Annotated in this window: 26 protein-coding genes; 11 read left to right on the top strand and 15 right to left on the bottom strand. The window is 67.9% G+C overall.

Going from position 1 to position 25273, the window contains the following annotated elements; genetic code table 11:
* Positions 1-141 precede the first annotated feature (141 nt).
* Positions 142-708 carry a hypothetical protein gene (locus V2S85_RS09215; protein WP_330702563.1) on the top strand — a complete coding sequence of 189 codons (567 nt, stop codon included), beginning with the start codon at positions 142-144 and terminating at the stop codon, positions 706-708.
* On the opposite strand, the gene V2S85_RS09210 is transcribed toward V2S85_RS09215, so the two are convergent.
* Together V2S85_RS09210 and V2S85_RS09205 are read right to left on the bottom strand one after the other, a co-directional pair.
* Complete coding sequence (locus tag V2S85_RS09210; protein ID WP_330702562.1) at positions 683-1492, bottom strand: SDR family oxidoreductase; 810 nt, start codon at positions 1490-1492, stop codon at positions 683-685. The genes V2S85_RS09215 and V2S85_RS09210 overlap by 26 nt on opposite strands.
* A gap of 12 nt (positions 1493-1504) precedes the next feature.
* On the bottom strand, positions 1505-2257 hold the full coding sequence (locus tag V2S85_RS09205; protein ID WP_330702561.1) for an SDR family oxidoreductase: 753 nt from the start codon (positions 2255-2257) through the stop codon (positions 1505-1507).
* Positions 2258-2476: 219 nt separating this feature from the next.
* On the opposite strand from V2S85_RS09205, the gene V2S85_RS09200 reads away from it, so the two are divergent.
* The 3 genes from V2S85_RS09200 to V2S85_RS09190 all read left to right on the top strand — a co-directional run bounded on the left by V2S85_RS09200 (position 2477) and on the right by V2S85_RS09190 (position 5741).
* Complete coding sequence (locus V2S85_RS09200) at positions 2477-4708, top strand: tetratricopeptide repeat protein (RefSeq protein ID WP_330702560.1); 2232 nt, start codon at positions 2477-2479, stop codon at positions 4706-4708.
* A gap of 70 nt (positions 4709-4778) precedes the next feature.
* Positions 4779-5513: a hypothetical protein gene (locus V2S85_RS09195; RefSeq protein ID WP_330702559.1), complete on the top strand. Its 735-nt coding sequence runs from the start codon at positions 4779-4781 to the stop codon at positions 5511-5513.
* A gap of 81 nt (positions 5514-5594) precedes the next feature.
* A complete protein-coding gene (locus V2S85_RS09190) occupies positions 5595-5741 on the top strand; it encodes a hypothetical protein (RefSeq protein ID WP_330702558.1) in 147 nt (48 codons plus the stop codon).
* 325 nt (positions 5742-6066) lie between these two features.
* On the opposite strand, the gene ruvB is transcribed toward V2S85_RS09190, so the two are convergent.
* The 6 genes from ruvB to V2S85_RS09160 all read right to left on the bottom strand — a co-directional run bounded on the left by ruvB (position 6067) and on the right by V2S85_RS09160 (position 10120).
* The gene (gene ruvB / locus V2S85_RS09185; protein WP_330702557.1) at positions 6067-7095 is read right to left on the bottom strand and encodes a Holliday junction branch migration DNA helicase RuvB; all 1029 of its coding nucleotides are present in this window, start codon (positions 7093-7095) and stop codon (positions 6067-6069) included.
* Positions 7092-7505 carry a hypothetical protein gene (locus V2S85_RS09180; protein ID WP_330702556.1) on the bottom strand — a complete coding sequence of 138 codons (414 nt, stop codon included), beginning with the start codon at positions 7503-7505 and terminating at the stop codon, positions 7092-7094. The genes ruvB and V2S85_RS09180 overlap by 4 nt, the downstream gene beginning before the upstream one ends.
* A gap of 169 nt (positions 7506-7674) precedes the next feature.
* Positions 7675-8280, bottom strand: a complete 606-nt coding sequence (ruvA, locus tag V2S85_RS09175) for a Holliday junction branch migration protein RuvA (RefSeq protein WP_330702555.1) — start codon at positions 8278-8280, stop codon at positions 7675-7677.
* 229 nt (positions 8281-8509) lie between these two features.
* Entirely contained in the window at positions 8510-8986 is a 477-nt protein-coding gene (ruvC, locus tag V2S85_RS09170) for a crossover junction endodeoxyribonuclease RuvC (protein WP_330702554.1), read from the bottom strand.
* 4 nt (positions 8987-8990) lie between these two features.
* Positions 8991-9341, bottom strand: a complete 351-nt coding sequence (locus tag V2S85_RS09165) for a DUF3147 family protein (protein WP_330702553.1) — start codon at positions 9339-9341, stop codon at positions 8991-8993.
* Positions 9342-9355: 14 nt separating this feature from the next.
* The gene (locus tag V2S85_RS09160; protein WP_008827995.1) at positions 9356-10120 is read right to left on the bottom strand and encodes a YebC/PmpR family DNA-binding transcriptional regulator; all 765 of its coding nucleotides are present in this window, start codon (positions 10118-10120) and stop codon (positions 9356-9358) included.
* Between the two features lie 169 nt (positions 10121-10289).
* Here V2S85_RS09160 and V2S85_RS09155 point away from each other — a divergent pair, with 169 nt between their 5' ends.
* Positions 10290-11000: a type II CAAX prenyl endopeptidase Rce1 family protein gene (locus V2S85_RS09155; RefSeq protein WP_330702552.1), complete on the top strand. Its 711-nt coding sequence runs from the start codon at positions 10290-10292 to the stop codon at positions 10998-11000.
* A 38-nt stretch (positions 11001-11038) separates the two neighbouring features.
* Here V2S85_RS09155 and V2S85_RS09150 read toward each other — a convergent pair whose 3' ends face one another.
* The gene (locus tag V2S85_RS09150; protein ID WP_008827998.1) at positions 11039-11275 is read right to left on the bottom strand and encodes a DUF2312 domain-containing protein; all 237 of its coding nucleotides are present in this window, start codon (positions 11273-11275) and stop codon (positions 11039-11041) included.
* Between the two features lie 247 nt (positions 11276-11522).
* Here V2S85_RS09150 and sugE point away from each other — a divergent pair, with 247 nt between their 5' ends.
* Positions 11523-11840, top strand: a complete 318-nt coding sequence (gene sugE / locus V2S85_RS09145; protein WP_330702551.1) for a quaternary ammonium compound efflux SMR transporter SugE — start codon at positions 11523-11525, stop codon at positions 11838-11840.
* A 132-nt stretch (positions 11841-11972) separates the two neighbouring features.
* Here the strand turns inward: sugE and V2S85_RS09140 are convergent, their stop codons facing one another.
* Positions 11973-12284, bottom strand: coding sequence for a DUF1244 domain-containing protein (locus V2S85_RS09140; protein ID WP_330702644.1), 312 nt, complete (start codon positions 12282-12284; stop codon positions 11973-11975).
* A gap of 101 nt (positions 12285-12385) precedes the next feature.
* Here V2S85_RS09140 and pyk point away from each other — a divergent pair, with 101 nt between their 5' ends.
* A complete protein-coding gene (pyk, locus tag V2S85_RS09135) occupies positions 12386-13858 on the top strand; it encodes a pyruvate kinase (protein ID WP_330702643.1) in 1473 nt (490 codons plus the stop codon).
* A gap of 196 nt (positions 13859-14054) precedes the next feature.
* On the opposite strand, the gene V2S85_RS09130 is transcribed toward pyk, so the two are convergent.
* A complete protein-coding gene (locus V2S85_RS09130) occupies positions 14055-14711 on the bottom strand; it encodes a YggS family pyridoxal phosphate-dependent enzyme (RefSeq protein WP_330702550.1) in 657 nt (218 codons plus the stop codon).
* Here V2S85_RS09130 and V2S85_RS09125 point away from each other — a divergent pair.
* From V2S85_RS09125 to V2S85_RS09115, 3 genes are all read left to right on the top strand, one after another.
* A complete protein-coding gene (locus V2S85_RS09125) occupies positions 14710-15270 on the top strand; it encodes a thiamine phosphate synthase (RefSeq protein WP_330702549.1) in 561 nt (186 codons plus the stop codon). The two genes, V2S85_RS09130 and V2S85_RS09125, sit on opposite strands and share 2 nt — an antisense overlap.
* A 91-nt stretch (positions 15271-15361) precedes the next feature.
* Positions 15362-17764: a DNA translocase FtsK gene (locus V2S85_RS09120; protein WP_330702548.1), complete on the top strand. Its 2403-nt coding sequence runs from the start codon at positions 15362-15364 to the stop codon at positions 17762-17764.
* Entirely contained in the window at positions 17761-18189 is a 429-nt protein-coding gene (locus V2S85_RS09115) for a hypothetical protein (RefSeq protein WP_330702547.1), read from the top strand. The genes V2S85_RS09120 and V2S85_RS09115 overlap by 4 nt, the downstream gene beginning before the upstream one ends.
* Positions 18190-18210: 21 nt before the next feature.
* On the opposite strand, the gene V2S85_RS09110 is transcribed toward V2S85_RS09115, so the two are convergent.
* The 4 genes from V2S85_RS09110 to V2S85_RS09095 all read right to left on the bottom strand — a co-directional run bounded on the left by V2S85_RS09110 (position 18211) and on the right by V2S85_RS09095 (position 23159).
* Positions 18211-19968, bottom strand: a complete 1758-nt coding sequence (locus V2S85_RS09110) for a cation:proton antiporter (protein WP_330702546.1) — start codon at positions 19966-19968, stop codon at positions 18211-18213.
* 95 nt (positions 19969-20063) lie between these two features.
* The gene (locus V2S85_RS09105; RefSeq protein WP_330702545.1) at positions 20064-20456 is read right to left on the bottom strand and encodes an acyl-CoA thioesterase; all 393 of its coding nucleotides are present in this window, start codon (positions 20454-20456) and stop codon (positions 20064-20066) included.
* A 118-nt stretch (positions 20457-20574) separates the two neighbouring features.
* A complete protein-coding gene (locus tag V2S85_RS09100; RefSeq protein ID WP_330702544.1) occupies positions 20575-22635 on the bottom strand; it encodes a S9 family peptidase in 2061 nt (686 codons plus the stop codon).
* A 188-nt stretch (positions 22636-22823) separates the two neighbouring features.
* Positions 22824-23159 carry a GIY-YIG nuclease family protein gene (locus V2S85_RS09095; protein WP_330702543.1) on the bottom strand — a complete coding sequence of 112 codons (336 nt, stop codon included), beginning with the start codon at positions 23157-23159 and terminating at the stop codon, positions 22824-22826.
* Between the two features lie 287 nt (positions 23160-23446).
* Between V2S85_RS09095 and V2S85_RS09090 the strand changes: the two genes are divergently transcribed.
* Complete coding sequence (locus V2S85_RS09090; protein ID WP_330702542.1) at positions 23447-25273, top strand: aminopeptidase P family protein; 1827 nt, start codon at positions 23447-23449, stop codon at positions 25271-25273.

Genomic DNA, 25273 nt, shown 5'->3' with positions numbered 1-25273 from the left:
CCTCGCTCGAATCCATGGGTTTCGCCTCTCCTCTCGCATGGCGCCGAGCGCCGCCCCGGCAGGGGAGTAGCATGCACTATCTTGTCAGGAACGCCCCCGCCCCGCATCACCGCCCCGACGATACGGCGGGAGCACAGGCCCATGACACACCTCGGCGCGCGCTACGGCCAGCTGATCCAGATGAGCTACGCCACGCGCGACATGGACATGGCCGTCGCCCATGCCGAGACGCAGCTGGGCATCGCCGGGTTTCGCCGCAGCGAATCGGAAATCGCGGTGCTGTCTTACGGCGAGCAGCGGCGGCTGGGAGTGAAATCGGCGATAGCCAACGTCGGTGAGGTAGGCGCCGGTGCAGGCACGCTGCGACAGTTCGAGATCATCGAGCCGGTCTCCGGCGTCACCCAAGTCTATACCGATGCGGTGGACCTTTCGGCGCATGTGCTTGCCTTCCACCACGTCGCGGTCGCGGTGCCGGGGCCTTACGCGGCATGGGAAGCGCTGCTGGCCGACGTCCGCGCCAGCGGGGACCAGCTGGCGCTGCTGTTCCCGCCCGAGCCCTCGGCAGAGGCGGGACTGTGCTTCTGCTACGTCGATACGCGCAGGCGCATCGGGCATTATACCGAATACCTCTGGGCCGATCCCGCGCTCGAGGGGATCGCGGTGGCGCCGTGGCTCCAGGCCGTCACCCCCCGTCCGGATTCACGCTGACGATCCCCGGCCGCTCGGCGCCCATGCCGGAGAAGCCGATCGAATAGCCCCCGTCCACCGGCAGGATCACGCCCGTGATATAGTTGGCCTCCTCGCTGGCGAGGAACAGTGCGGCGGCAGCGATGTCCTCCGCCTTGCCCCAGCGGCCCATCGGGATACCGGCCAGCGTGGGAAAACCCTCGGGCGGGGCGTCATGGGTCTTCGAGGCCTCGACCAGGCCGGTCCACATCGTGCCCGGCGCCACCGCGTTGACGCGGATGTTGCGGTCCGAATAGTCGAGCGCGGCCACCTTGGTCAGTTGGTGGACGCCCGCCTTGGCCGAACTGTAGACGCCGTGGTGCTTCCACCCCACCGCCGCCGAGGCCGAGCCGGTATTGACGATCGCGCCGCCGCCGGTCTTCAGCATCGATGCGATGCCGTACTTCATGCCCAGGAACACGCCCCGGATGTTGGTGGCATGGACCTTGTCCCACAGCTCCAGCGGCTGTTCGTGCAGCGCCGCCATGCCGCCGCCAAAGCCGGCGTTGTTGCACAGCACGTCGAGCCGGCCGAAGCGATCCTCCGCCGCCGCGATCAGCGCCCTGACCTGCGCCTCGTCCGAAACGTCGCAGTGGACCGCGACAACCTCTTCGCCAAGCTGTACCGCCACCTCGTCCTGCCGGCCCGAGATGTCGGCGAGCACCAGCCGCGCGCCCTCGGCATGGAACAGCCGCGCCATCGCCCGGCCCATGCCGGATCCCGCGCCGGTGATGACGCAGACCTTGTCCTGAAGCCTTCCGGCCATTGTCCTTCTCCCTTAGGCCGAGGTATCGATCGTCGGCCGGATCGAAATTTCCGAGATGTTGGTGCGGCGCGGCATCGCCAGGATGAAGACGATGGCCTCGCCGATGTCGCGCGGCTTGACCGCGCCGTCCTTCGCCACATGCGCCTGGATCGCGGCGCGCCAGTTCGGGTCGGAGATGTTGTCGCCCACCTCGGTCTCGGTGGCGCCGGGCATCAGCGTGGTGACGCGGATGTTGCGGCCACCCAGCTCCTGCCGCATCCCGTCGGTCATGAAGTTGACCGCGTGCTTACTGGCCGAATAGGCGCTGGTCATCGGCCCGCCCTTGCGCCCCGCCAGCGAGGAGATGGTGATGATGTCGCCCACCCCTTGCTCCAGCATGTGCGGCACGGCGGCGGCGCTGGTGTAGACCGTGCCCATCAGGTTGATGTCGATGACGCGACGGTAGATCGCGGTGTCGCAGTTCTCGATCCCGCCCGCCTCCATGATCCCGGCCGAATTGACGAGGATGTCGATGCGCCCCAGCCTCTCCACCGTCTCGGCGACGGCACGGCGGGCATCGTCCTCCACCGCCATGTCGCCGGGGATGGCGATCGCCCTGCCCCCTGCTTCCTCGATCCGGGCGACGAGGCCGGCAAGCCGCTCGGCCCGCCGTGCCGACAGCGCCACCGTGGCCCCGGCCTCGGCCAGGCACAGCGCCGCCGCCTCGCCGATGCCGGAGGACGCCCCGGTCACGAGCGCGACTTTTCCTGCGAGCGGTTGGGTCATCTTCAATGCTCTCCCGGTGATCGTTTCGCCGTCATTTCGTATGCATTGGCTGCCGCCGGCACCGTGCAGCGTCAATGGAAAATGCTGAACATGTGTTATAATCGCACAGGCGGGGTTCCGGGATGTATCCGATCGTCATCCGGGCCGGTGCTTCGGGCGATCTCGGGAGCCGCATTTTCCCGTAGCCCAGCGGTGATCGCGCGTAAGGCATGTTCGCTTATGCACCAGCCCATGAACGGACTGGAAAGCCTGTTGCTGAAGGCAAAAAGCGCGGCCCGGCGCGGCGATCCCGAAGCGGCGCGCGTACTCTACCGGCAGGTGCTGGAGCGCCACCCGCGCAATGCCCGCGCGCTCGAGGGGCTCAGGGCGCTCGATGCCGATACCCCGGCACAGCTCCAGTTCGACCGCATGGTCGCCGCCTTCGAGGCCGGGCGCATGGCCGAGGCGGCCGCGTGCGGCGAGGCACTGTCGCGCGCGCATCCGCATGCCCACGGGGTCCACACCCTGCTCGGCGCGGCGATGCTGGAACTGGGCGACGACCTCGGCGCCGAGGTTGCCTTCCGCCGCGCCGTCGCCGCCGATCCCCACGCCCGCGCCGCCTGCAACAACCTCTCGGTCGCGCTGCGCCGCCAGGGCCGTGACGAGGAAGCCGAGGCGGTGCTGCGCGAAGTCGTCTCCCGCGCCCCCGACTATGCCGACGCGCGCTACAATCTGGCCGGGCTGCTCGAAGCCGGCGACCGCCTCGACGAGGCCGCGCACCTGTTCGAGGAAGCGATCGCCATCGCGCCGGACTACGTCGATGCCCATTACAACCTCGGCAACCTGCGCGCCCGGCAGGGGCGGCGGGCCGATGCGATCGCCTGCTTCACCGCCGTCGCAAGCCTGCGCCCGGGCCACGCCGACGCGCTCAACAACATGGGCGCGCAGTTGCTGGCCGACCAGCACGCGGACGAGGCGCTGGCGGCGTTCGACCGCGCCCTCCTCGCCGATCCTCGGCACCGACCGGCGCTGGTCAACCGGGGCAAGGCGCTCTCACTCAAGGGCGAGCGCACCGCCGCCATCGCCGCCTTCCGCGGTGCCCTGGCGGTCGATCCGCACGACGCCTCGGCCCGGCTCCAGGCGCTGTTCGAGGAAGCGCACGTCTGCGACTGGCACCGACGCGGCGAATATGCGCTGACCGACCGGCCCGATGCGGCGGCGGTGCAGCCCTTCGCCTCGCTGCCCTTCGTCGACGATCCCGCGCACCAGCAGCGCCGCTCGCGCGCCTGCGCCGCCCGGATGTTCCCGCAGGTGGCCGGCCCCCTGCCCGATCCGCCGCCCGCCCCGGACGGCCGCATCCGCATCGGCTACTTCTCGGCCGACTTCCACGATCATGCGACGATGCACCTGATGGCGGGGTTCTTCCGCGCGCACGATGCCGCGCGCTTCGCCGCCCACTGCTTCAGCTACGGCCCCATGCGCGAGGCCGACGCCGCCCGGCGGGCGCTGCGCGCGCAGGCGGAAAGCTTCACCGCGATCGCGGCGATGCGCGACGAGGACGTGGTCGCCCTTGCCCGCGCGCAGGGGCTGGACATCGCGGTGGACCTCAAGGGCTATACGCTGGGCACCCGCACGCGCCTGTTCGGGCACCGGCTGGCGCCGGTGCAGGTCAGCTGGATGGGTTATCCGGGCACCATCGGCCACGCCTCCATGGACTACATGATCGCCGACCGGGTGACCGTGCCCCCCGGCGCCGAGGCGTTCCTCGACGAGAAGGTGGTGCGCCTCGCCCACTGCTACCAGGCCAACGACGATGCCCGGCCGATCGCGGCGGACCGGCGCGGCCGCCAGGGCTGGGGCCTGCCGCCAAAGGGCTTCGTCTTCGCCAGCTTCAACCAGTGCTACAAGATCTCGCCCGCCGAGTGGGACGTGTGGATGACGCTCCTGCGCGAGGTCGAGGGCAGCGTGCTGTGGCTGCTGCGCACCAATCCCTGGGCCGAGGCGAACCTCCAACGCGAGGCGGCCGCGCGCGGGGTCGATCCGGCACGGCTGGTCTTCGCCGCGCCGCTGCCCCATGCCGAGCATCTGGGGCGGCTGGTCCATGCCGACCTGTTCCTCGATACCTTCGCCGTCAATGCCCATACCACCGCCAGCGATGCGCTATGGGCCGGGCTGCCGGTGCTGACGCTGGCCGGCTACCAGTTCGCCGCGCGCGTCGCCGCCAGCCTCGTCCATGCGATCGGCCTGCCGGAGATGGCGGTGGAAAGCCGCGAGGCCTATGCCGCGACTGCGCTGGCGCTCGCCCGCGATCCGGAGCGGCTCACAGCGCTGCGGGCGCGGCTGGCGGCCAACCGGAGCACGCACCCGCTGTTCGATACGATCGGTTATACCCGGCGGGTGGAGCAGGCCTTCGCCGAAATGCACCGGCGGCGGCTGGACGGCCTTGCGCCGGAGGCTTTCGAGGTACGCTGAGCAACGGAAAAGGGCGACGTCCGCCTACATCGCCCTCCCACATCAGGCGCTGCGGGCAGCGCCTGTCCCCATGTACGGTCTAGTTCAGGCGGCTACCGCCTTCCCGCGCGAGAGGCGGCGGCGCCCGACGATCGCGGCAGCAGCGGCGCCGAACAGGATCAGCATCGGCGGTGCGGGCACGTCGGTGCCGCCCGAGGTCGTGCCGGTCGAACCGCCCGAGGTCGAGCTGGACGACGACGAGGAACTCGACGACGACGAAGACGAGGAGGAACTCGAAGATCCCGAACTGCTCGAGGACGACGAGGACGATCCGGAAGACGAGCTGCTCGAACCGGTCGAGGTGGCGCCGCCCGACGAGTGGTCATGCCCGCCCGAGGAATGGTGCCCGCCGCTCGACGAACTCGACGAGGACGAACTCGACGACGAGGAGCTGGAGGACGAGGACGACGAGCTGGTGCTGCTCGTGCTGGTCACGTTGCCCGAGGTCGTCGTGGTCGAGGTGACGTTGCCCGAGGTGGTGGACGATACGTTGCCCGAAGTGGAGACGTTGCCCGAAGTCGTGGACGAGACATTGCCCGAGGAGGTCGAGGTGAAGACGTTCCCCGAAGTCGTCGAACTGGTCGTCGAGACATTGCCGGAAGTCGAGGTGGTGCCGCCGGTCGTCGTCGAGGTGATGACCACGCTGCCGCCCCCGCTGCTGCCGCCGCCACCGAAGAAGCCGCCGAAGAACCCTCCGCCAAAGCCGCCGAAGCCACCGCCGCCGCCACCGATCACCACCGGCGCACCGCCGCTGCCGCCTGCATAGGACGGGCCCGAACCCGACGGCGTGTAGGGAGGCGGCATCGGCACCATCGCCATCTGCGGCTGGTCGCAGCAGGTGCGCTTGATGATCTTGCGCACGCGCTTGGTGGTGCGGGGCTGGTCCTTGCGCACGATGCGCTGGGCGGGACGCTTCACGGTCTTCACCGGAGCGGCCTTGGCCATCTTGACCTTGCGGTACTCGGTCTTCGCCGACTGGGTCTCCGCCACATGAACGGCGCCGCCACCGATGATGGCGCAGCCCGCCGCGCAGGCGGACAATTTCGCAAGGGCCATCCGAACCGACATAATGCGTTGCTCTCTTTGGTTTCGCACAGGAGCCGCGAAACCCTCTCGGGACATTCGCGTTCCATCTGCCAGAAACAACGCAGAGACAGGTTAATGCGGCAACGCCATTCACCCGAAATTCAGCGTCCCGATGCGGGAAACTCGGTTAATTTATCATTCTAACCCAAGAGGTGTACCGAAACGGGACTGTCCTTTCGCCCGGTTGTAAAGCAGGCCGACGTTTTGCCGGCCCGCCGGCCCTTCCGCGGCGCTCAGCCCTCCGAATCGAACAGCCCGCCCTGAGGGCCCGCCGGCGGGGTCATCCCGAGGTGATTCCAGCCGCGATCGTTGAGGCAGCGCCCCCGCGCCGTGCGGGCGACGAGGCCCAGCTGGATGAGGTAGGGCTCGATCACTTCCTCGATCGTGTCGCGCGGCTCGGACAGGCCGGCGGCCAGCGTTTCCACACCCACCGGGCCGCCCTTGTAGATATCCGCTATCATCCTGAGATAGCGGCGATCCTGCGCGTCGAGGCCGATCGAATCGACCTCCAGCCGGGTCAGCGAATCGTCGGCGATGGCGCGGGTGATGACGTCGGAGCCGGCGACATGCGCGAAGTCTCGCACGCGGCGCATCAGCCGGCCCGCGACACGCGGCGTGCCCCGTGCGCGCCGGGCGATCTCGGTCGCCCCGCCCCGGTCGATGCCGATGCCGAGCAATCCGGCGCCGCGGCTGACGACCTTCTCCAGTTCCTCGACCGAGTAGAACTGCAGGCGCACCGGAATGCCGAAGCGATCGCGCAGCGGCGTCTGCAGCAGGCCCTGCCGCGTCGTCGCGCCGATCAGCGTGAAGGGCGGCAGGTCGATCCGCACCGAGCGCGCCGAAGGCCCCTCGCCGATGATGAGGTCGAGCGCGCGGTCCTCCATCGCCGGGTAGAGCACTTCCTCGACCACGGGATTGAGGCGGTGGATCTCGTCGATGAACAGGACGTCGCCCTGCTCCAGATTGGTCAGCAGCGCGGCCAGGTCGCCCGCCTTGGCGATGACCGGGCCGGAGGTGGCGCGGAAGCCCACCCCCAGTTCGCGCGCGACGATCTGCGCCAGCGTCGTCTTGCCGAGGCCCGGTGGCCCGAAGAACAGCACATGGTCCATCGCCTCGCGCCGCGACTTGGCGCTTTCGATGAAGACGTGGAGATTGTCCTTGGCCGCTGCCTGCCCGACGAATTCGGCGAGCGTCTTGGGCCGAAGCGCCGCGTCGGCGTCCTCGACCTGGCGATTGGGGGAAAGGATGGGGTTGTCGGTCATGATTTGCCCGTAGCTGGAAAGCGCAGATCCAGCCATCTGATCCACGGGAAAGCTATGCCTCCACACACAACGCCACCAAAGGCCAGTATGAAGAAAGAGCCGCCAATCTCATAATACGTGTCGCGCATGGCCGCCACGATCATGATCACAAGCCCGGTCAGAAACCCGGATATTCCGCCCGTTACTGCGCAATTTGGAAACGACAGCGCCATTCGCTTTCTGACACCGAGCGCGACGGGAACACCAATCAAAAGGCATAGCGGCAATGCCAGTCCGATAAATCCAAGCGCAAAGGGCCAAGATATAACGCATAGCACGAGGGCGATGCTAATCGGGCTTGCCACGAGCCCAAGAATCGTCGGCAGAATCCGCGGCGGCTGTCGATCCTCGTGTTCATCCCCGAAGCTCATTTGAGCGGATGCCGTGATCTGGTCGCTTCCTGCTCCGTACGCTCCAAATCACGGCGAACAAGATGCCGGACATATTCAGAAGCATCGAGGAAGCGCCCTTGCGAAACCTTACTTTCGATCCACCGGAATTCCTCTGCAGGAATGTCGAGTTTGACCTGAGACATGATCTTCACCCCGTCGCCAACTTCAGCGCCACGCGCATGAGGTCGCCCAAGGGCGCATCCTCGCCAAGCTGATCGACCGCCTTGCCCACCGCCGTCGCCGCGACCGCAGGCTTGAAGCCGAGGTTCTGCAGGGCCGATACGGCATCGGCGCTGGCCGAACCCGCAGGCGCCGCCGCCGCGATGCCCGGCGCTCCGGGCGCGGTCGGCATGCCGCCGGCCTTGTCCTTGAGTTCGTTGACGATTCGGCTCGCCAGCTTGGGGCCGACACCGTTGGCGCGCGCCACCATGGCGCTGTCTCCGCCCGCGCAGGCACGCTGCAGTTCCTCGGTCGTCAGCGCCGAAAGGATCGCCAGCGCCACCTTGGAGCCGACGCCCTGCACCGCCGTCAGCAGGCGGAACCAGTTGCGTTCCGCGCCCGACGTGAAGCCGATCAGGCGCTGGTCGGTCTCCGAAACCTGCATCTCGGTGTGGACGACGACGCGGTCACCCCGGATGCCGAGATGGTCCAGCGTGCGCGCCGAACAATGGACGAGGTAGCCCACGCCGTTCACGTCGATGATGGCCCAGTCGGCGCCGGTGTCGTCGAGCAATCCTGTCAGCTTGGCGATCATGGTTTGTTCCTATGGCAGGAAGGGATTCGGGGCGCCAGAGGAAAAGAAGGACGCAGGGGTTTACCACCCCTGCACCCCGTATAGCGTCGAGGCCACGCGCGCCGCTTCGTCATGTCAGACGGTGAACCGGGAGACATTGAAAGCCTGCGGCGCAATGTGAGGCCGCCGCTGCTGCGCGCGCGACGACGACAGTTTGGGGGTCTGGGGCGATGGTCCCAGGACTTCCCTTTTATCTGTGGCTGCCCAGCATGTTCGCATGGGTGATCGCCACCGCCAGCGCATCGGCGGCATCCTCGCCCGCCAGCGTCACGCCGGGCAGCAGCACCTTGAGCATCGCCTGCACCTGCGCCTTCGCGGCGCCGCCGGTGCCGACGATCGCCTTCTTCACCAGCTTGGTGGAATATTCCGCCACCGGAATGCCCGCGCGCGCCACCGACAGCATCGCGACGCCGCGCGCCTGCCCCAGCTTGAGGGTGGACTGCGGGTTCACGTTGACGAAGACTTCCTCCACCGCGCCGGTATCGGGCCGGTGGAGCAGGATCACGTCGGTCAGCGCGGCGTCGAGTTCGACCAGCCGCTCGGCCATCCCGGCCTTGGCGTCGGTGCGGATCTGCCCGTTGGCGACATGGCTGAGGCGGCTGCCGCTCTTGGCGACGACGCCCCAGCCGGTGCAAGTAAGGCCGGGGTCGATGCCGAGGATAATCATCAGGTCAGACCTTCAGGCCGAGCCGCGGCCCGAAATGCATCGTCAGCGAATAGAGCACGACGGTCAGCAGGCACCCCGCCAGCAGCGATATCCAGAAGCCCACGCCATGCCGCAGCAGCACCGGCATCAGCAGGAACATTGGCAGCGAGGGTAGCACGTACCAGAACGTCGCCCCCGCATGAACCGCCATGTTCTCGGCATCCGGGCGGCCCTGCCACAGCAGGATCATGCCGAGTACCGAGACCAGCGGCAGCGAAGCGACAAGCGCGCCCAGGGCGGGCAGGCGCTTGCCGATTTCCGCGATCGCCACGATGAGAACGCCCGAAAGCAGGGCGCGGGCGATCAGTGCCAGCATCTTAGCCCCCGGTTTTAGCCAAGCGTTTCCATGACCTCGTCCGAGATCTCGTAGTTGCCCCAGACGGTCTGCACGTCGTCGTCGTCTTCGAGAGTGTCGACCAGCTTCATCAGCGTGCTGACGGTGTCCGCGTCGACATCGACGGTGAGGTTGGGCTTCCATGCCAGCTTGACGCCTTCGGCTTCGCCCAGGGTCTTTTCCAGCTCGCGCGCGACTTCGTGGAGCGCATCGACCGAAACCCAGATCTGGTGGCTGCCGGGGTTCTCGTCGCCGTCGCCCATGTCGCTCTGCACGTCTTCGGCGCCGGCCTCGATCGCGGCTTCGAGAACCTTGTCCTCATCGCCCACGCTGCCGGGGTACTCGATCAGGCCGAGGCGTTCAAAGCCGTGCGAAACCGCGCCGCTCGCGCCAAGGTTGCCGCCGTTCTTGGCGAAGGCGGTACGCACGTTGGTGGCGGTGCGGTTGCGGTTGTCGGTCAGCGCCTCGACGATGATGGCGATGCCGCTGGGGCCATAGCCCTCGTAGCGCACTTCCTCGTAGTTCTCGGCGTCGCCCTTGCTCGCCTTGTCGATGGCGCGCTGGATGTTGTCCTTGGGCATCGACTGCGCCTTGGCCGCGTTGACGGCGGCGCGCAGGCGCGGGTTCATGTCCGGGTCGGGCATGCCCATCTTCGCCGCGACGGTGATTTCGCGAGAGAGCTTGCTGAACTGCGCCGAGCGCTTCTTGTCCTGCGCACCCTTGCGATGCATGATGTTCTTGAATTTGGAATGGCCTGCCATCGGTCCGCTCGTTACCTGCCCATGGGCGCCCACGGGTCTTTGCGATGAATGAAGTGGCGCGGGCCTTACAACAGGCGCGGCCCATAGGGCAACCGGAGTCGGCTTCTCCGGCGCCTGCGACCAAATCGCGCAAACCAAATCTCAAGGACCGCCCGGCTAGAACTCGCCCATGGCCACGCAGACCCTCACCGCTCCCCCCGCGATCCTGCGCGAACTGGGCATTTTCCTGAAACGCCCGCGGCTATTGGCGCCGCAGGGCCTGCGATCGCGGGAGGCCTGGGCCTCGCTCTGCGTGCTGTCCGTGCTGCACGTCGGCGGACTGCTGGTGGTGATCCTGCCGCTGCTGGGGCTTTACCAGAAGGCGATGGGCCTGCCGCTGCCCGACGCCTTCGGCAAGCTGCCCGCAGGCTGGCTGCTGCCGATCACGATCATCATCGCGCCGGTTCTGGAGGAACTGATCTTCCGGGGCTGGCAGACCGGACGCCCGCGCGCCTTGTGGCTGCTGGGCTGCCTCGTCGTCTTCGCGGTGCTGGTTGCAAGCGCCAAGGCGCTGGCGCCGCTGGTGCTGGCCGGCGCCCTGCTGGTGCTCGCGGTGGCCGCTCTCGGCGGCTGGTTGTGGCTGAGAAAGCGCGAGGAGGCACCGGCTGCCTATCGCACCGCCTATCCGGCGCTATTCTGGCTGGTGGCGCTGGGCTTTGCCGGGGTGCACCTGATGAACTACCCGGCCATTTCGGCGCTCTCGCTGCCGATGGTGCTGCCACAATTGTGGGCCGGACTGCTGCTGGGCTTCACCCGCCAGCGAATCGGCCTGCCTGGCGCGATGCTCCAGCATGCGCTCGCCAATGCCTCGGCAATGGCGCTGGTGCAGATGGCGGGGTGAGGCCCCCTCCCCGAGCAAGGCCCGGGGAGGAAACGGCCTCAGTCGATGCCGAGCGCCGACTTGTAGGTGTCGAGCAGCATGTCCATCTCGCGGCGATCGTCGGGCTTCATCTTCCGCAGACGCACGATGGCACGCATGATCTTGACGTCGTAGCCGACCGCCTTGGCTTCGTTGTAGACGTCGCGGATGTCGTCCGAGATGCCCTTCTTTTCTTCCTCGAGACGCTCGACGCGCTCGATCAGCAGGCGCAGGCGATCGTCGGTGGTTTCGGCCATGGGGTACGTGCTCCGGTAAATGCGTGAGAATCGGTTGGTCGGGGCTGATAGCGAGACACGGGGATTCGGGCAAAGCGCCGCCCTGTGGAAATCATGTGGAGGACGGCCCGGGGTTGCCCCGGCTTTCCTCCCGCCCTATCTGCTTCGTGCGCCGACCACGTTCGCGCCTCCTTCGCATTTCCTTGCATGCAGGGGGAATTCAAGACCGGGACGGCCCGGCAATCGCGCTATAGATAGAGATTGCCGAATGCCCTGGGTTCTCCTGTTCGTCGCCGGCCTGCTGGAAGTGGTCTGGGCCTTTTCCATGAAGCAGTCGCAGGGCTTCACCCGCCTGTGGCCAAGCCTGGTGACGATCGCCGCGATGCTGGCCAGCTTCGGGCTTCTCGCCGCCGCCATGCGCGCGCTGCCGCTGGGCACCGCTTATGCGGTGTGGACCGGCATCGGCGCAGTGGGCGCGTTCCTGGCCGGCATCGTGTTCCTCGGCGAAGCGGCGAGCGTCCTGCGGTTGCTCGCCGCCGCGCTGATCCTCGGCGGGATCGTGCTGATGAAGGTGGCGACGCCCTGACAATGACGTCATCCCGGGCTCTACCTGGAACCGTGGGCTGTCTTTAGGCGGACCGTCGCTTCAGGGCGCCCCGGCGCGAGCCATCGCCTCAAGACTTGCCCGCGGTCCCGGCATGCGCCGGGATGACGAACATCAGTGCCCGGGCGCGTTCCTTTTCACGCTCTCTTCCATGCGGGCGATCTGCTCGGGGGTCGCCTCGCTCTGGTGCTGCGCTTTCCATTCCTCGAACGGCATTCCGTGGATCACTGCTCGCGCCTCGGCCCGGTCGCCCTCGAAGCCGGCGTCGCGAATCCAGTCCGCCAGGCAGTTGCGGCAGAACCCTGCAAGGCCCATCAGATCGATGTTCTGCGTGTCGGTCCGGTGTTGCAGATGCCGTACCAGCCGCCGGAAGGCCGCCGCAGCCACGGCGTCATTTATCGTATCAATGCGGTCATGCCCGTTCATAATGCGCCAATCGTCCTTGGTTTGTAATGCAGCCTTTGCCATATGGACGCCGGTTTCCGGAAGAGGCAGTTAACTTGGTCAGCACCATTCCTTCGGGCAGCATGCCCTATCGTCGTTCGCCGCACCATCGCGGCATCAAGCGCCAGCGCAAGGTGAAGATCCTCGCCACGCTCGGCCCCGCCAGCCGCGACAAGGAAACGATCGCCAAGCTGCTCAAGGCCGGTGCCGACGCCTTCCGCGTAAACATGAGCCACGGTGACCACGACACCCACCGCGAAACCATCGCCAACATCCGCGCGGTCGAGAAGGATCTGGAACGCCCCGTCGCCATCCTGTGCGACCTGCAAGGCCCCAAGCTGCGCGTCGGCCAGTTCGAGGGCGGCAAGGCCTTCCTGCGCCACGGCGCCCACTTCACGCTCGACCGTGACCCGGCCCCGGGCAACGACGAGCGCGTGTGCCTGCCGCATCCCGAACTCTTCGGCATCCTCCAGAAGGGCCAGCGCCTGCTGATCGACGACGGCAAGCTGCGCCTCGTCGTCATCCGTGCCGAACCGGACGCGATCCTGTGCAGCGCCGAAGTCGGCGGGCCGATCTCGGACCGCAAGGGCGTCAACATTCCCGACGCCCTGATCCCGATCCCGGCGCTGACCGAGAAAGACCGCCGCGACCTCGCCTTCGCGGTCGAGCAGAAGGCGGACTGGATCGGCCTCTCCTTCGTCCAGCGCCCGGAGGACGTCGCCGAAGCGCGCCGCCTGTCCGGTGGCCAGGGCGCGATCATGGCCAAGATCGAGAAGCCCGCAGCGGTGGAAAGCCTCGACGAGATCATCGAGTTGTCGGACGGCATCATGGTCGCCCGCGGCGATCTCGGCGTCGAGCTTCTCCCCGAGGAAGTGCCGCCGATCCAGAAGCACATCATCGAGAAGACCCGCGCGCAGGGCAAGCCGGTGGTGGTCGCCACGCAAATGCTCGAATCGATGATTACGAGCCCCTCGCCGACCCGTGCCGAAGTCTCGGACGTAGCGAACGCGGTCTACGACGGCGCCGACGCGGTGATGCTCTCGGCCGAGACGGCGGCGGGCCAGTGGCCGGTCGAGGCGGTGACGATCATGGACCGCATCGCCGCCAAGGTCGAAAGCGACACCACCTACCGCGCGCGCATCCACCTCACCCACACACCCCCCGACGCCACCAGCGCCGACGCGCTGTCCGAAGCCTGCGCGCAGATCGCCGATACCCTGACGATCGAGGGCATCGTGGTGTTCACCGGCTCGGGCATCTCCGCCCGCCGCGTGGCGCGCGAACGCCCGGCGGCGCCGATGCTGGTGCTCACCCCCTCGCAGAACACCGCCCGCCGCATCGCCCTGCTATGGGGCGCGCACGCGGTCGTCACCCGCGACATCGGCAGCTTCGAGGAGATGATCGCCAAGGGCAAGCGCATGGCCCTGCGCCACGGCTTCGGCGCGGCCGGATCGCGGCTGGTGACGCTGGCCGGCGTGCCGTTCGGCGTGCCGGGTTCGACCAACCTGCTGCATATCGTGACGCTGACCGGCAACGAGCTGGATACGGCGACGTAAGCGGAAAGCATAAGGGGAAGAATCTGGGGCCATTGCCCCAGACCCCATTACTGTCGTCGTGGTGCGCGCAGCATGGTTTTGCGCGCATTGCGCCGCAGGCTATATGTCTCCCGACGCACCATCAGCGCATGACGTAGCTCCGCGCAGGATCTAGACGATATACGGGGTGCAGGGGTGGTAAACCCCTGCGTTTCCCTCAGTTCTTCGGCCTTGCACCGAACAACGCACTACCCACCCGCACATGGGTAGCGCCGAGCAGCACGGCGGTTTCGAAATCGTCGCTCATGCCCATCGACAGCTGGTCGAGGCCATTGTCCGCCGCCACTTTCGCCAGCAGAGCGAAGAACGGCGCGGCTTCGATCCCGAACGGCGGCACGCACATCAGGCCGATCACCGGAATCCCCGCCTCGCGCGCGGAGGCAAGCAGCGCGGGCACTTCCGGGAGCGAGCAGCCGCCCTTCTGTTCCTCCTCGCCGATGTCGACCTGGATGAAGCAGGGCACCTTGCGCCCGGCCTTGTCCATCGCCTTGCCGAGCGCAGCGACGAGCGAAGGACGGTCGAGCGAGTGGATGCAGTCGAACAGCGCGACCGCGTCCTCGGCCTTGTTCGACTGGAGCTGGCCGACGAGGTGCAGCTTCACGTCGGGGTAAGCGTCGCGCAAGGCGGGCCACTTGGCCTCGGCCTCCTGCACGCGGTTCTCGCCGAACACGCGCTGCCCGGCGGCGAGCAGCGGTGCGATCGCCTCGGCCGGGTGAGTCTTGGAAATGGCGACGAGTTCGACGGCCTCGGGCCTGCGCCCGGCGATGGCGGCGGAACTGGCGATGCGCTCGCGGATGTCTTCTAGCTGATCCATGGCGCGGTGCTATAGCGTCCCCGTGCCGAACCGCCAGTCGTCCCTTGTAGCGTCGTCCCTTCCTCGCCTTTGGCTCATCAGCGATGCGCGCAACGACGCGGTGCTGGAACGCGCACTTGCGAAGCTGCCGAGGGGCTCGGGGCTGATCTTCCGCCACTATCACCTGCCGTCCGACGAGCGCCGCACGCGGTTTCACGCTTTTGCACGGACGGCGCGGCGGTTCGGGCATGTCGTCGTGCTGGCCGGCGATGCGCGGCAGGCGCGGCGCTGGGGCGCGGACGGCGCCTATGGTGCGGTGCTGGCGCGCGGCCCGCAGGTGCTGCGGCTGGTGACGGTGCATTCGCTGCGGGAACTGGCGCGGGCGCGGCGGGCGGACGCGGTGCTGCTCTCGCCGGTCTTCGCCACGGCCTCGCATCCGGGCGGGCGCTCGCTGGGCCCGGTGCGCTTCCGGCTGCTGGCGGCGCGGGCGCGAGTGCCGGTGATCGCCCTGGGCGGGATGACGGCGCATCGGGCCCGCGGGATCGGGCGCTGGGCGGCGATCGACGGGCTGTCCTCGTAAAGGCCCTCCACAGCCCTGTTCCCGATCCATTCTTGACGCCGAGTCCCACCCCGCCGCATAATCCGCGCCGAACTCCCGAGGACAATTCATCATGGCCACCCGCCCCATCGCGCCCGGCCGGCGCATCGCCAAGCCGGACTGGCGCGCCGTTCTCAAGCGCTCGCTGCGCCGCGCCGGAGAGCTTTCGGGGGCGCTGGTGCTGTTCGCGGCGATGGGCTTCCTCGCGCTCGCGCTGGTGAGCTACCACCAGACCGACCCTTCCACCTCCACCGCCGCCGGGGGCGAGGTGCAGAACTGGATGGGCAGCGCCGGGGCCTGGACGGCCGAGCGCGCACTGTTCCTGTTCGGGCCGGTCTCGGCGCTGCTGGTGCCGCTGCTCTACGTCTTCGGCCGCAAGCTGTGGCTGCTGGTCGAGGAGGACGACGGCGAGATCGAGCCGAGCGACCAGCGCTGGTGGGTGCCGGTCAGCGTGCTGGCGCTGTCGATGCTGCTGATCGCTACGGTGCTCTCGCTGTGGTTCACCAAGCCGGGCGGCTCGCTGCCTGCATCGATGGGCGGAATTTCCGGGCTGCTGGGCGCCAAGGCGATCACCGGCCTCGCGGGCCTGGCCCCCGAAGTGGCGCATGGCGGGATCAAGTTCGCGCTCGCTCTGGTGTGCCTGGGGCTGGGCCTGATGCTGGCGGGACGGGTCTTCGCGCTCGACTGGGCGCGGTTGCTGACGCTGCCGGGACGCATCGGCCGCCTGCCCGCGGGCTTGTCGGGCGAGCGCGCCGCTGCCGAGGATGCTCCGGCGAAAGGGCGCGAGAAGAAGGACGCTCGCCCCGAGATCGCCGATCGGGCCGACCCCGCGCCGCGCATCGCCGAAATGCCCTCGGCCGCATCGGACAAGCCGCGCAAGGCTCCGGAAATCTCGGACCCCAAGGCCGCGCCCACGCCCGCGCAGTTCGGCACCGAGAGCCGCCAGAAGGACATGTTCGACAAGTACGCGCTGCCCTCGCTGGACCTGCTCGCCGACCCGGCCCCCAATTCGCAGCCCAAGATCGACAAGCTCAGCCTGGAACGTAACGCGCGCCTGCTGGAGACGGTGCTCGACGACTTCAACGTCAAGGGCGAGATCACGGCCGTCCGCACCGGTCCGGTCGTCACCATGTACGAACTGGAGCCGGCGCCGGGCATCAAGGCCAGCCGCGTGATCGGCCTGGCGGACGACATCGCCCGCAACATGTCGGCGATCTCGGCGCGCGTCTCCTCGATCCCCGGCCGCACGGTGATGGGCATCGAACTGCCCAACGCCGACCGCCAGATGGTATCCTTCAAGGAGATGGTCGCCTCGGAAGCCTTCGCCCATCACAAGGGCATGCTGCCGATCATCCTGGGCAAGGACATCGCCGGCGAGCCGGTGGTGGCGGACCTTGCGACGATGCCGCACCTGCTGGTCGCGGGCACCACCGGATCGGGCAAGTCGGTCGGCCTCAACACCATCCTGCTGTCGCTGCTGTACCGCCTGACCCCGGCTCAGTGCCGCCTGATCCTCGTCGATCCCAAGGTGCTGGAGCTGAAAAGCTACGACGATATCCCGCACCTGCTCTCGCCCGTTGTCACCGAGCCGCCCAAGGCGGTGCGCGCGCTGAAGTGGGCGGTCGAGGAAATGGAGCGCCGCTATCGCCAGATGAGCGAGATTTCGGTCCGCAACCTCGCCAGCTTCAACGAGAAGGTCCGCACCGCCGCCGCCAAGGGCAAGCCGCTGGGCCGCCGCATCCAGATCGGCTTCGATCCCGAGACCGGCGAGGAACTGTATGAAGACCGCCAGCTCGACTACGAGACGCTGCCGCAGATCGTCCTCATCGTCGACGAGCTGGCCGACCTCATGGTCACGGTCGGCAAGGAGATCGAAGTGCTGATCCAGCGCCTCTCGCAAAAGAGCCGCGCGGCGGGCATCCACCTCATCATGGCGACGCAGCGTCCTTCGGTGGACGTCATCACCGGCGTCATCAAGGCCAACCTGCCGACCCGCGTGTCCTTCGCCGTCACCAGCCGCATCGACAGCCGCACGATCTTGGGCGAACAGGGCGCCGAGCAGCTGCTGGGCAAGGGCGACATGCTCTACAAGCCCAGCTCCGACCCGGTGAAGCGCGTCCACGGCCCGTTCGTGTCGGACGAGGAAGTCGAACACGTCGCGATCCACTGGCGCGCACAGGGCAAGCCCGACTACGTCGATGCCGTCACCAACGAGCCCGAGGAAGGCAGCTTCGGCTTCGACGACCTCGACGCCACCGCCTCGGACCAGCCCGACGAGCGCAAGTACCGCCAGGTCTGCCACCTCGTGTTCGAGAACCAGAAGGTCTCGGTATCCTGGCTGCAGCGCCAGATGGGCGTGGGCTACAACACCGCCGCCAAGTGGGTGGAGCGCATGGAACAGGACGGCTACGTCGGCCCCGCCAACCACGTCGGCCGCCGCGACATCTACCGCGACGAGAACGGAAACCCGCTGTGAGGCTCGCACTCGCGCTGGCCCTGGCGACCGTGCCGTTCGCCGCGGCAACGGCGGCGACTTCCACGCTCACCGCCGCTTCGGGCAGCTGGGTGCGGCTGTTCACCCGCGACGTCGAGACCGCGCTGGGCCGCAGCGTCCGCGTCGATGCGGCGAGCGTGACGGCAGGCGGCCTCGGCCGCAGCTTCCGCGAACTCGACGTGCTGGTGAAGGCGCGCGGCCGGTATCCGGCGGGAACCCGGCAGTTCTCGCTGCGCAGCGTCGATTGCAACACCGGGCGGGTACGCATGGAGCAGTGGCAGCTGGTAAGCGCGAGCGGCGCGGTGCTGGACGGCTCTGCAGTCCCCGGCTCCATCGAGCGCGTGCAGTGGGACAAGCAGGACGGCCTGGTCCTGCGCTACGTCTGCCAGGGCATCGTGCCGCGCTGAACCGGAACCGGGCGGACCGGGTCAGCGCCGGTCGCGCGGGGCCTGGGTGATGATGTGCTCGCGCGCGGCACGCAAGTCGCCGCTTTCGTACTGCAGCGTCAGGCGCTCCTTGTCGCTCTTGCGATAGGCCTGCTCGGCGCGGTCGATGTCGGACAGCGCCACGTCCAGCCCCTTGAGCGCCTTGCGGGCCAGCACCACCGCCGATTCCATCACCTCGCGCGCCATTGAGGTCACCGGCGAATCCTGCAGGCGCAGCAGTGCGCGGCGGTCGAACACGCGGGCATGGATCTGCGCATCGGGGAACGCCTGGTGCACCGCCTGCAGGAAGCCATCGGTTAGCTGGTCGCCGTCGATGCAGAAGACGATGAGTTCGGCCTCCGCCGCGCCGGCCTGGCGGAGCAGGTCGATGCGGGTGCCGTCGCCGAACCAGACTTGCGCGCCGAAGCCCTTGGCGATGTCGATCATCTCGATGTCGGTGTCGATCAGGGTCACCGGAATGTCGGCGGCGATGAGGATCTGCGCCACCGTCTGCCCGAAGCGGCCATAGCCCACGACGATGGCGTTGGCGCCGTCCTCGTGCGGCCCTTCGCGCACTTCCTTCTTGCCCTCGGGCCGCTCGCGGATGCCGCGCGTCGCCATCATCAGGAACGGGGTGGTCACCATCGAAAGGGTGACGATGGCGCTGAACAGGCTGGTCGCCTCCGGCCCCACCAGCATCGCGTTGCTGGCCTGCGCGAACAGCACGAAGGCGAACTCGCCGCCCTGGCTCAGCAGCAGGCCGAGCGCCAGCGCGCTGCGCCACTCCATGCGGAAGGCGAGGCCGAGCAGGAAGATGATCCCGCCCTTCACCGCGATCAGCGCAAGCGCCATGGCGATCACGAACAGCGGCCGCTCGGCGATGGCGGAGAGGTCCAGCAGCATGCCCACCGACATGAAGAACAGCCCCAGCAGGATCGCGCGGAACGGCTCGACGTCGGCCTCGAGTTCGTGGCGGTAGGGCGAATCGGCCAGCATGACGCCGGCGATGAAGGCGCCCAGCGCGGTGGAGAGCCCCAGCACCTGCATCAGCGCGCCCGAGGCCATGACCGTGAACAGCGCGGCGAAGACGAACATCTCGCGCTCGCCGAGGTTGCCGATCAGGCGGAACAACGGCCGGATCGCGAAGCGGCCCGCCAGGATCAGGCCGACGATGGCGGCGATCGTCTCCAGCCCCAGCACCCATCCCGGCGGCCCGGGAGGCAGCGCCGGGTTGCGGTTCATCGCCGCGATGATGGTGATGAGCGGGATGATCGACAGATCCTGGAACAGCAGGACCGCGAACGAACGCTCGCCGAAGGGCGTGTGCAGGCGCCCCGCGCTCTGCAGCATCGGCAGCACCTGCGCGGTCGATGACAGGCCCAACGGCAGCCCCAGCGCCAGCGACGCCTCCAGGCTGAAGCCGGTGAAGGCATAGATCACCCCGGTCACCGCCAACCCGCACAGCACCACCTGCAGCAGGCCCAGCCCGAAGATCTCGTGCCGCATCTTCCACAAGCGCGCGGGCGCCAGTTCGAGGCCGACGATGAACAGCAGCAGGGTGATGCCCAGCTCGGCGATCCCCATCTTGCTTTCGGGATCGCCGACGAGGTTCAGGACGTAAGGGCCGAGCACCGCCCCCGTCGTCAGGAAGCCCAGCGTCGCACCGATCCCCAGCCGCCGGAACAGCAGCACGAAGCCGAGCGCGGTCCCCAGCAGGAAAAATCCGTCGCGCAGCAGGAATGCCTGGGCATGTTCTTCCATCGGGGCCTTTCAGGGGATCGCATTCGGGGAGAGCCGGCCCCTCTTAGACGCGAGGGGGCCGGGGGCCAACCATACATTGGTCGGTGGCCGGGGTCTCAGGCCCCGACGAACGGCGCCGCCACGTCCGGCGGCACGCGCATCAGCCGGCCGGAGGCGATGTCGATCATCGCCCAGGTCGTGCGGGCCGAGACGATCACCTTGCCGGCGGCGTTGCGGAAATCCACCCGCCGGTCGAAGCGGGCGCCGCTGGGGCCTTCGGGAATGAAGGTCTCTCCCGTCACGCTCTCGCCCTCGCGGATGTTGCCGCGATAGTCGATCTCGTGCCGGGTGACGAGCCAGGCATATTTCGCCTGATGCTCCGCCGGGGCGAGCGCCGCCCAGTGCGCGCCCGCCATCGCCTCCATCCACTGCACCCACACCGCGTTGTTGACGTGGCCCATCACGTCGATGTGCTCCGGCAGCGCGGTGAAGGTGAGGGTGAAGGTCATGACGGATGAACTCGCTGGATCGGCGTGGGGCTTCGATGCTTCGACAAGCTCAGCACTCAGCCTGAGCGGGTTTGGGGAATACTACACCACGCCCGCTCATCCTGAGCCTGTCGAAGGATCAGAGCCCCAGTTGCCACAGGATGAAGGCGAACTCCTCCGCCGTTTCCTTCAGGCTCTCGAAGCGGCCGGACTTGCCGCCGTGGCCCGCGCCCATGTTGGTCTTGAGGATCAGCTCGTTGCCGTCGGTCTTCAGCTCGCGCAGCTTCGCGACCCACTTGGCGGGCTCCCAATAAGTCACGCGCGGGTCGTTGAGGCCCGCCGTCACCATCAGCGGCGGGTAATCCTGCGCCCTGACCTGGTCGTAGGGGCTGTAGCTCAGGATCAGGTCGAAGGCGGCCTTGTCCTCGATCGGATTGCCCCATTCGGGCCACTCGCCGGGCGTCAGCGGCAGGGTGTCGTCGAGCATGGTGCTCAGCACGTCCACGAAGGGCACGTGCGCCACCACCGCGCCGAACAGTTCGGGGTCGGAGTTGATGACCGCGCCCATCAGTTCGCCGCCGGCCGAGCCGCCGGAGATGCTGATCCTGCCCGCCTCGGTGAAACCGCGCTCGATCAGGCCCTTCGCGACATCGACGAAGTCGTTGAAGGTATTCTCGCGCCGCTCCAGCTTGCCCGCCTTGTACCACGCGCGGCCGAGGTCGTCGCCGCCGCGGATATGCGCGATGGCATAGGCGAACCCGCGATCGACCAGGCTGAGGCGCGAGGTCGAGAAGCCGGGATCGATGGCGATTCCGTAAGCGCCGTAGCCATAGAGGTGCAGCGGCCCGGCTCCCGTCCGGTCCTTGCGATAGACGATCGAGACCGGGATCGCCGTGCCGTCACGCGCCGGTATCTCCAGCCGCTCGGTGGCGTAGAGCGAGGCGTCGTAGCCCGAGGGGATTTCCTGGACCTTGAGCGTCTCCAGCGTGCGGCCGGCGACGTCGTAGTCCATCACCGAGGACGGTGCGACCATCGACTCGTAAGTCAGCCGCAGCTTCTCCATGTGCCATTCGGGATTGTTGGACAGCCCCGCCGAATAGCTCGCCTCCGGAAAGGCGATCGGCTCGATCCGCGCGGTATCGTCGTAATAGCGCAGCTCGATCTGATCCAGACCGGCACGGCGCCCTTCGATCACGTAGAAATCGCGGAACAGGTCGAAACCGGTGAGGTAGAATTCGTCGGTGCCCTCGATCAGCGTCGTCCACTCGCCGGGGTTCGCCAGCGGCGCGGTGGCGAGGCGGAAGTTCTCATGGGTGTCGTTGGCGTGGATGTAGAGCACGTCGTCGCGCTCATCGACGTCGTATTCCACCCCCTTGGCGCGGGCCTTCACGAGGATCTGCGGCCCCAGCGGATCGTCGGCGAGGACCATGCGGCACTCGCTGGTCTCGTGATCGCTGGTGCCGATCAGCAGCCACTTCTCGTTCGAGGAGAGCGAGGAGCCGACGCGGAAGCCCTCGTCGTCCTCGTGGAAGAGTTCGACATCGCTCTCCACCGGCTGGCCCAGCCAGTGCAGGCGGGCATTGTCGGTGCGCCACTGCTCGTTGGCCAGCGAGTAGACGAGGCCCTTGTCCTTGGCCACCCAGACCAGCGAGGAGAGCGTGCCGGGGATCTCGTCGGGCAGCAGCTGCCCGGTGGTCAGATCCTTGATCCGCGCGGTGAAGCGCTCCGAGCCGTTGTCGTCATAGGCATAGGCGAGCAGGCGGCCATCGGTGGTGGTCGAGATCGCGCCGAGGCGGAAGTAGTCCTTGCCCTCGGCCAGCGCGACCTCATCCAGCATGAGTTCGGGTTCGCCGCCCGCGACGGGCCTGCGCCACCACTTCTTGTATTCCGCGCCTTCCTCGAACTCGATCCAGTAGAGCCAGTCGCCGTCCTTCTGCGGGACCGACGAGTCGGCTTCCTTGATGCGGCCGCGCATTTCCTTGAACAGATCGTCGATGCGGCCCTTGTGCTGGTCCATCTTCGATTCGAACCAGCGGTTCTCCGCCTCCAGATGGGCGAGAACCTCCTTGTCCTTCACCTCGGGATAGCCGGGATCGCGCAGCCAGGCGTAGTCGTCGCTGACGGTGGTGCCGTGATGCGTGAAGGAATGCGGCTTCTTCGCCGCCTGCGGAGGACCGAGGGTCTGGGTGGTTTCTGCCATGGGCACCCATCTAGAGTTTGTGCAGGCCGAGTTGAAGCGCCTTGACGAAAAACTGTAGACGCTAGGCTGGCGTTCCTGCCGCATGGCCCCGGGTGTGCGGCGCGATGGACCCTGAAACGAGTTCAGGGTGACGAAGAAGGGGCGGGCGGGACCGCTTGATCCACACACCCCGTCACCCTGAACTTGTTTCAGGGTCCATTCGTCGGTTTGCCCTGCGCCAGCGAGGGCAAGCCCAGCCCCACCGCCAGATCCCGCCACTCAGGGTTCGCCGCGTTGACGAGGTTGATCTTCCACTGCCGATGCCAGCGTTTCAGCTGCTTTTCCCGGGCGATGGCCCGCAGCATGTCCCCGAACATCTCGAAATGAACCAGCCGGTGAACCTCGTAACGGGACGTGAACCCGGGCAGGACATCGTTGCGATGCTGCCACAATCGGCCGATCAGGTTCGACGTGACGCCGATGTACAACGTGCCGTAGTGGCCGCTGGCAAGGATGTAGACGCAAGGCTGGCGTTCCTGCCGCATGGCTGCGGGTGTGCGGCGCGATGGATGCTGAAACAAGTTCAGCATGACGGGATTGCCAAAGGTTAACCCCTCACCCCCTATCCCTCGCCCAGCCCGTCACCCTGAACTCGTTTAGCTGCGCTGGCCTCCGGCTCAGGGTCCATCCCTCGGCCGCCCCGGAGCCTGCGGCGGCAGACCCATCGCGCCGGCCATCCGCCCTCACCTTCACGCGCCCCGCTTCCCCTTGCGCCCCGCCCGTCCTATGTTCCGTGCAATACCCCCGAGATACCGAAGGCCATGACATGCTGATGAACACCCACGAAGCCCGCCTCGATGCCCTGCGCAAGGAACTCAAGGCGCGCGGGCTCGACGGTTTCGTGATCCCCATCTCCGACGAGCACATGAGCGAATACGTCGGCGGCTATGCCCAGCGCCTTGCCTGGCTGACCGGGTTCGGCGGCTCGGCCGGCACCGCGATCGTGCTGACCGACGCCGCGCTCAGCCCCGCCGCCGCGATGCTGGTCGACGGGCGCTACACCCTGCAGGTGCGCGACCAGGTCGACGGCCGCCTCTACGCCTACGAGAACGTGCCCGCCACCAGCGTCGCCGCATGGCTCGGCGCGCATGCCCCCGCAGGGGCGAGGATCGGCTACGACGCCTGGCTCCACGGCTCGAAGTGGGCGCAGGGCGTCGAGCAGGCGCTGGCGGCCAGGGGCGGCGCCCTCGTCGCGGTCGAGGGCAATCCGGTGGACACCGTGTGGCAGGATCGCCCCGCCCCGTCGGACGCCCCCGCCCTCGTCCACCCCGACCGGTTCACCGGCGAGGCCAGCGAGGCCAAGCGCGCCGCCGTCTCCGAATGGCTGGGCGCCAAGGGGCTCGACGCCACCGTCGTCACGGCGCTCGATTCGATCGCCTGGCTGCTCAACATCCGCGGCACCGACGTCGAGCGCACGCCCGTCGCGCTGTCCTACGTGATCGCCCGCGCGGACGGCACCGCCGACGTGTTCATCGCACCCGAGAAGGTGACCGATGAACTGAAGCGCCACCTCGGCAACGCGGTGACCATCCGCGATCGCGCCGCCTTCGTCGCGGGCCTGCGCGAACTGGCGGGCAAGCGCGTCGCCGTCGATCCCGAGCGCGCCGTCAGCGCCATCTTCGAGGAACTGCGCAAGGCCGGCGCCACGCTGGTCGAGGAGCGCGATCCCACCGTGCTGCCCAAGGCGGTCAAGAACCCGGTCGAGCAGGCCGGCCACCGCGCCGCGCAGGCGCGCGACGGCGCTGCCGTCACCCGCTTCCTGCACTGGCTTTCGGTCGAGGCGCCGAAGGGCGAGGTCACCGAGATGTCCGCGGCCGACAAGCTGCAGCTCTGCCGCCAGGAGGCCGGCGACCTGCGCGACCTGTCGTTCGACACGATCTCCGGCGCGGGGCCGAACGGGGCGGTGGTGCATTACCGCGTCTCGGACGAGACCAACCGCACGCTGGAGCCGAACTCGGTCTATCTGGTGGACTCGGGCGGCCAGTATCCGGACGGCACCACCGACATCACCCGCACCGTCTGGGTCGGGCCTGATGCCCCCTTCGCCGAAGTGAAGGACCGCTTCACCCGCGTCCTCAAGGGCCACATCGCGCTCGCCCTCGCGGTGTTTCCCAGGGGCACGGCGGGCAGCCAGCTCGACGTGCTGGCGCGCCATGCGCTGTGGCAGGCGGGGCTCGACTATGCCCACGGCACCGGCCACGGCGTCGGCAGCTTCCTGTCGGTGCATGAAGGCCCGCAGCGCATCGCCAAGTCGGGCGGCGGGCAGGCCGGCACCGAGCAGGCGCTGCTGCCGGGCATGTTCCTCTCGAACGAGCCGGGCTACTACAAGACCGGCGAATACGGCATCCGCATCGAGAACCTAATCCTCGTCGAGCCGCGCGCGATCGCGGGCGCGGAAGGCGAATTCTACGGCTTCGAGACGCTCACCCACGTCCCGATCGAGCGCCGCCTGGTCGATGTCGCGCTGCTGAGCGAGGGTGAGATCGCCTGGTGGAACGCCTATCACGCGCGGGTGCTGGAGATCGTCGGCCCGCAGCTTTCGGGGCCCGGTTCGGCTGCCGCGCTGGCCTGGCTCGAAGCGCAGTGCGCGCCGCTCTGA

Origin of the sequence: Novosphingobium resinovorum (genome assembly GCF_036352595.1) — a bacterium.
Lineage (GTDB): Bacteria > Pseudomonadota > Alphaproteobacteria > Sphingomonadales > Sphingomonadaceae > Novosphingobium > Novosphingobium resinovorum_B.
Note: the sequence above shows the minus strand (reverse complement) of the source record. Positions and strands in the feature narration are given on the sequence as shown.

Excerpts from the sequence above, each read along its gene's own strand:
- V2S85_RS09215 (WP_330702563.1), top strand. The coding sequence starts at position 142 with ATGACACACCTCGGCGCGCGCTACGGCCAGCTGATCCAGATGAGCTAC.
- V2S85_RS09210 (WP_330702562.1), bottom strand. The coding sequence starts at position 1,492 with ATGGCCGGAAGGCTTCAGGACAAGGTCTGCGTCATCACCGGCGCGGGA.
- V2S85_RS09205 (WP_330702561.1), bottom strand. The coding sequence starts at position 2,257 with ATGACCCAACCGCTCGCAGGAAAAGTCGCGCTCGTGACCGGGGCGTCC.
- V2S85_RS09200 (WP_330702560.1), top strand. The coding sequence starts at position 2,477 with ATGCACCAGCCCATGAACGGACTGGAAAGCCTGTTGCTGAAGGCAAAA.
- V2S85_RS09195 (WP_330702559.1), top strand. The coding sequence starts at position 4,779 with ATGTACGGTCTAGTTCAGGCGGCTACCGCCTTCCCGCGCGAGAGGCGG.
- V2S85_RS09190 (WP_330702558.1), top strand. The coding sequence starts at position 5,595 with ATGATCTTGCGCACGCGCTTGGTGGTGCGGGGCTGGTCCTTGCGCACG.
- ruvB (WP_330702557.1), bottom strand. The coding sequence starts at position 7,095 with ATGACCGACAACCCCATCCTTTCCCCCAATCGCCAGGTCGAGGACGCC.
- V2S85_RS09180 (WP_330702556.1), bottom strand. The coding sequence starts at position 7,505 with ATGAGCTTCGGGGATGAACACGAGGATCGACAGCCGCCGCGGATTCTG.
- ruvA (WP_330702555.1), bottom strand. The coding sequence starts at position 8,280 with ATGATCGCCAAGCTGACAGGATTGCTCGACGACACCGGCGCCGACTGG.
- ruvC (WP_330702554.1), bottom strand. The coding sequence starts at position 8,986 with ATGATTATCCTCGGCATCGACCCCGGCCTTACTTGCACCGGCTGGGGC.
- V2S85_RS09165 (WP_330702553.1), bottom strand. The coding sequence starts at position 9,341 with ATGCTGGCACTGATCGCCCGCGCCCTGCTTTCGGGCGTTCTCATCGTG.
- V2S85_RS09160 (WP_008827995.1), bottom strand. The coding sequence starts at position 10,120 with ATGGCAGGCCATTCCAAATTCAAGAACATCATGCATCGCAAGGGTGCG.
- V2S85_RS09155 (WP_330702552.1), top strand. The coding sequence starts at position 10,290 with ATGGCCACGCAGACCCTCACCGCTCCCCCCGCGATCCTGCGCGAACTG.
- V2S85_RS09150 (WP_008827998.1), bottom strand. The coding sequence starts at position 11,275 with ATGGCCGAAACCACCGACGATCGCCTGCGCCTGCTGATCGAGCGCGTC.
- sugE (WP_330702551.1), top strand. The coding sequence starts at position 11,523 with ATGCCCTGGGTTCTCCTGTTCGTCGCCGGCCTGCTGGAAGTGGTCTGG.
- V2S85_RS09140 (WP_330702644.1), bottom strand. The coding sequence starts at position 12,284 with ATGAACGGGCATGACCGCATTGATACGATAAATGACGCCGTGGCTGCG.
- pyk (WP_330702643.1), top strand. The coding sequence starts at position 12,386 with ATGCCCTATCGTCGTTCGCCGCACCATCGCGGCATCAAGCGCCAGCGC.
- V2S85_RS09125 (WP_330702549.1), top strand. The coding sequence starts at position 14,710 with ATGGCGCGGTGCTATAGCGTCCCCGTGCCGAACCGCCAGTCGTCCCTT.
- V2S85_RS09130 (WP_330702550.1), bottom strand. The coding sequence starts at position 14,711 with ATGGATCAGCTAGAAGACATCCGCGAGCGCATCGCCAGTTCCGCCGCC.
- V2S85_RS09120 (WP_330702548.1), top strand. The coding sequence starts at position 15,362 with ATGGCCACCCGCCCCATCGCGCCCGGCCGGCGCATCGCCAAGCCGGAC.
- V2S85_RS09110 (WP_330702546.1), bottom strand. The coding sequence starts at position 19,968 with ATGGAAGAACATGCCCAGGCATTCCTGCTGCGCGACGGATTTTTCCTG.
- V2S85_RS09105 (WP_330702545.1), bottom strand. The coding sequence starts at position 20,456 with ATGACCTTCACCCTCACCTTCACCGCGCTGCCGGAGCACATCGACGTG.
- V2S85_RS09100 (WP_330702544.1), bottom strand. The coding sequence starts at position 22,635 with ATGGCAGAAACCACCCAGACCCTCGGTCCTCCGCAGGCGGCGAAGAAG.
- V2S85_RS09095 (WP_330702543.1), bottom strand. The coding sequence starts at position 23,159 with ATGCGGCAGGAACGCCAGCCTTGCGTCTACATCCTTGCCAGCGGCCAC.
- V2S85_RS09090 (WP_330702542.1), top strand. The coding sequence starts at position 23,447 with ATGAACACCCACGAAGCCCGCCTCGATGCCCTGCGCAAGGAACTCAAG.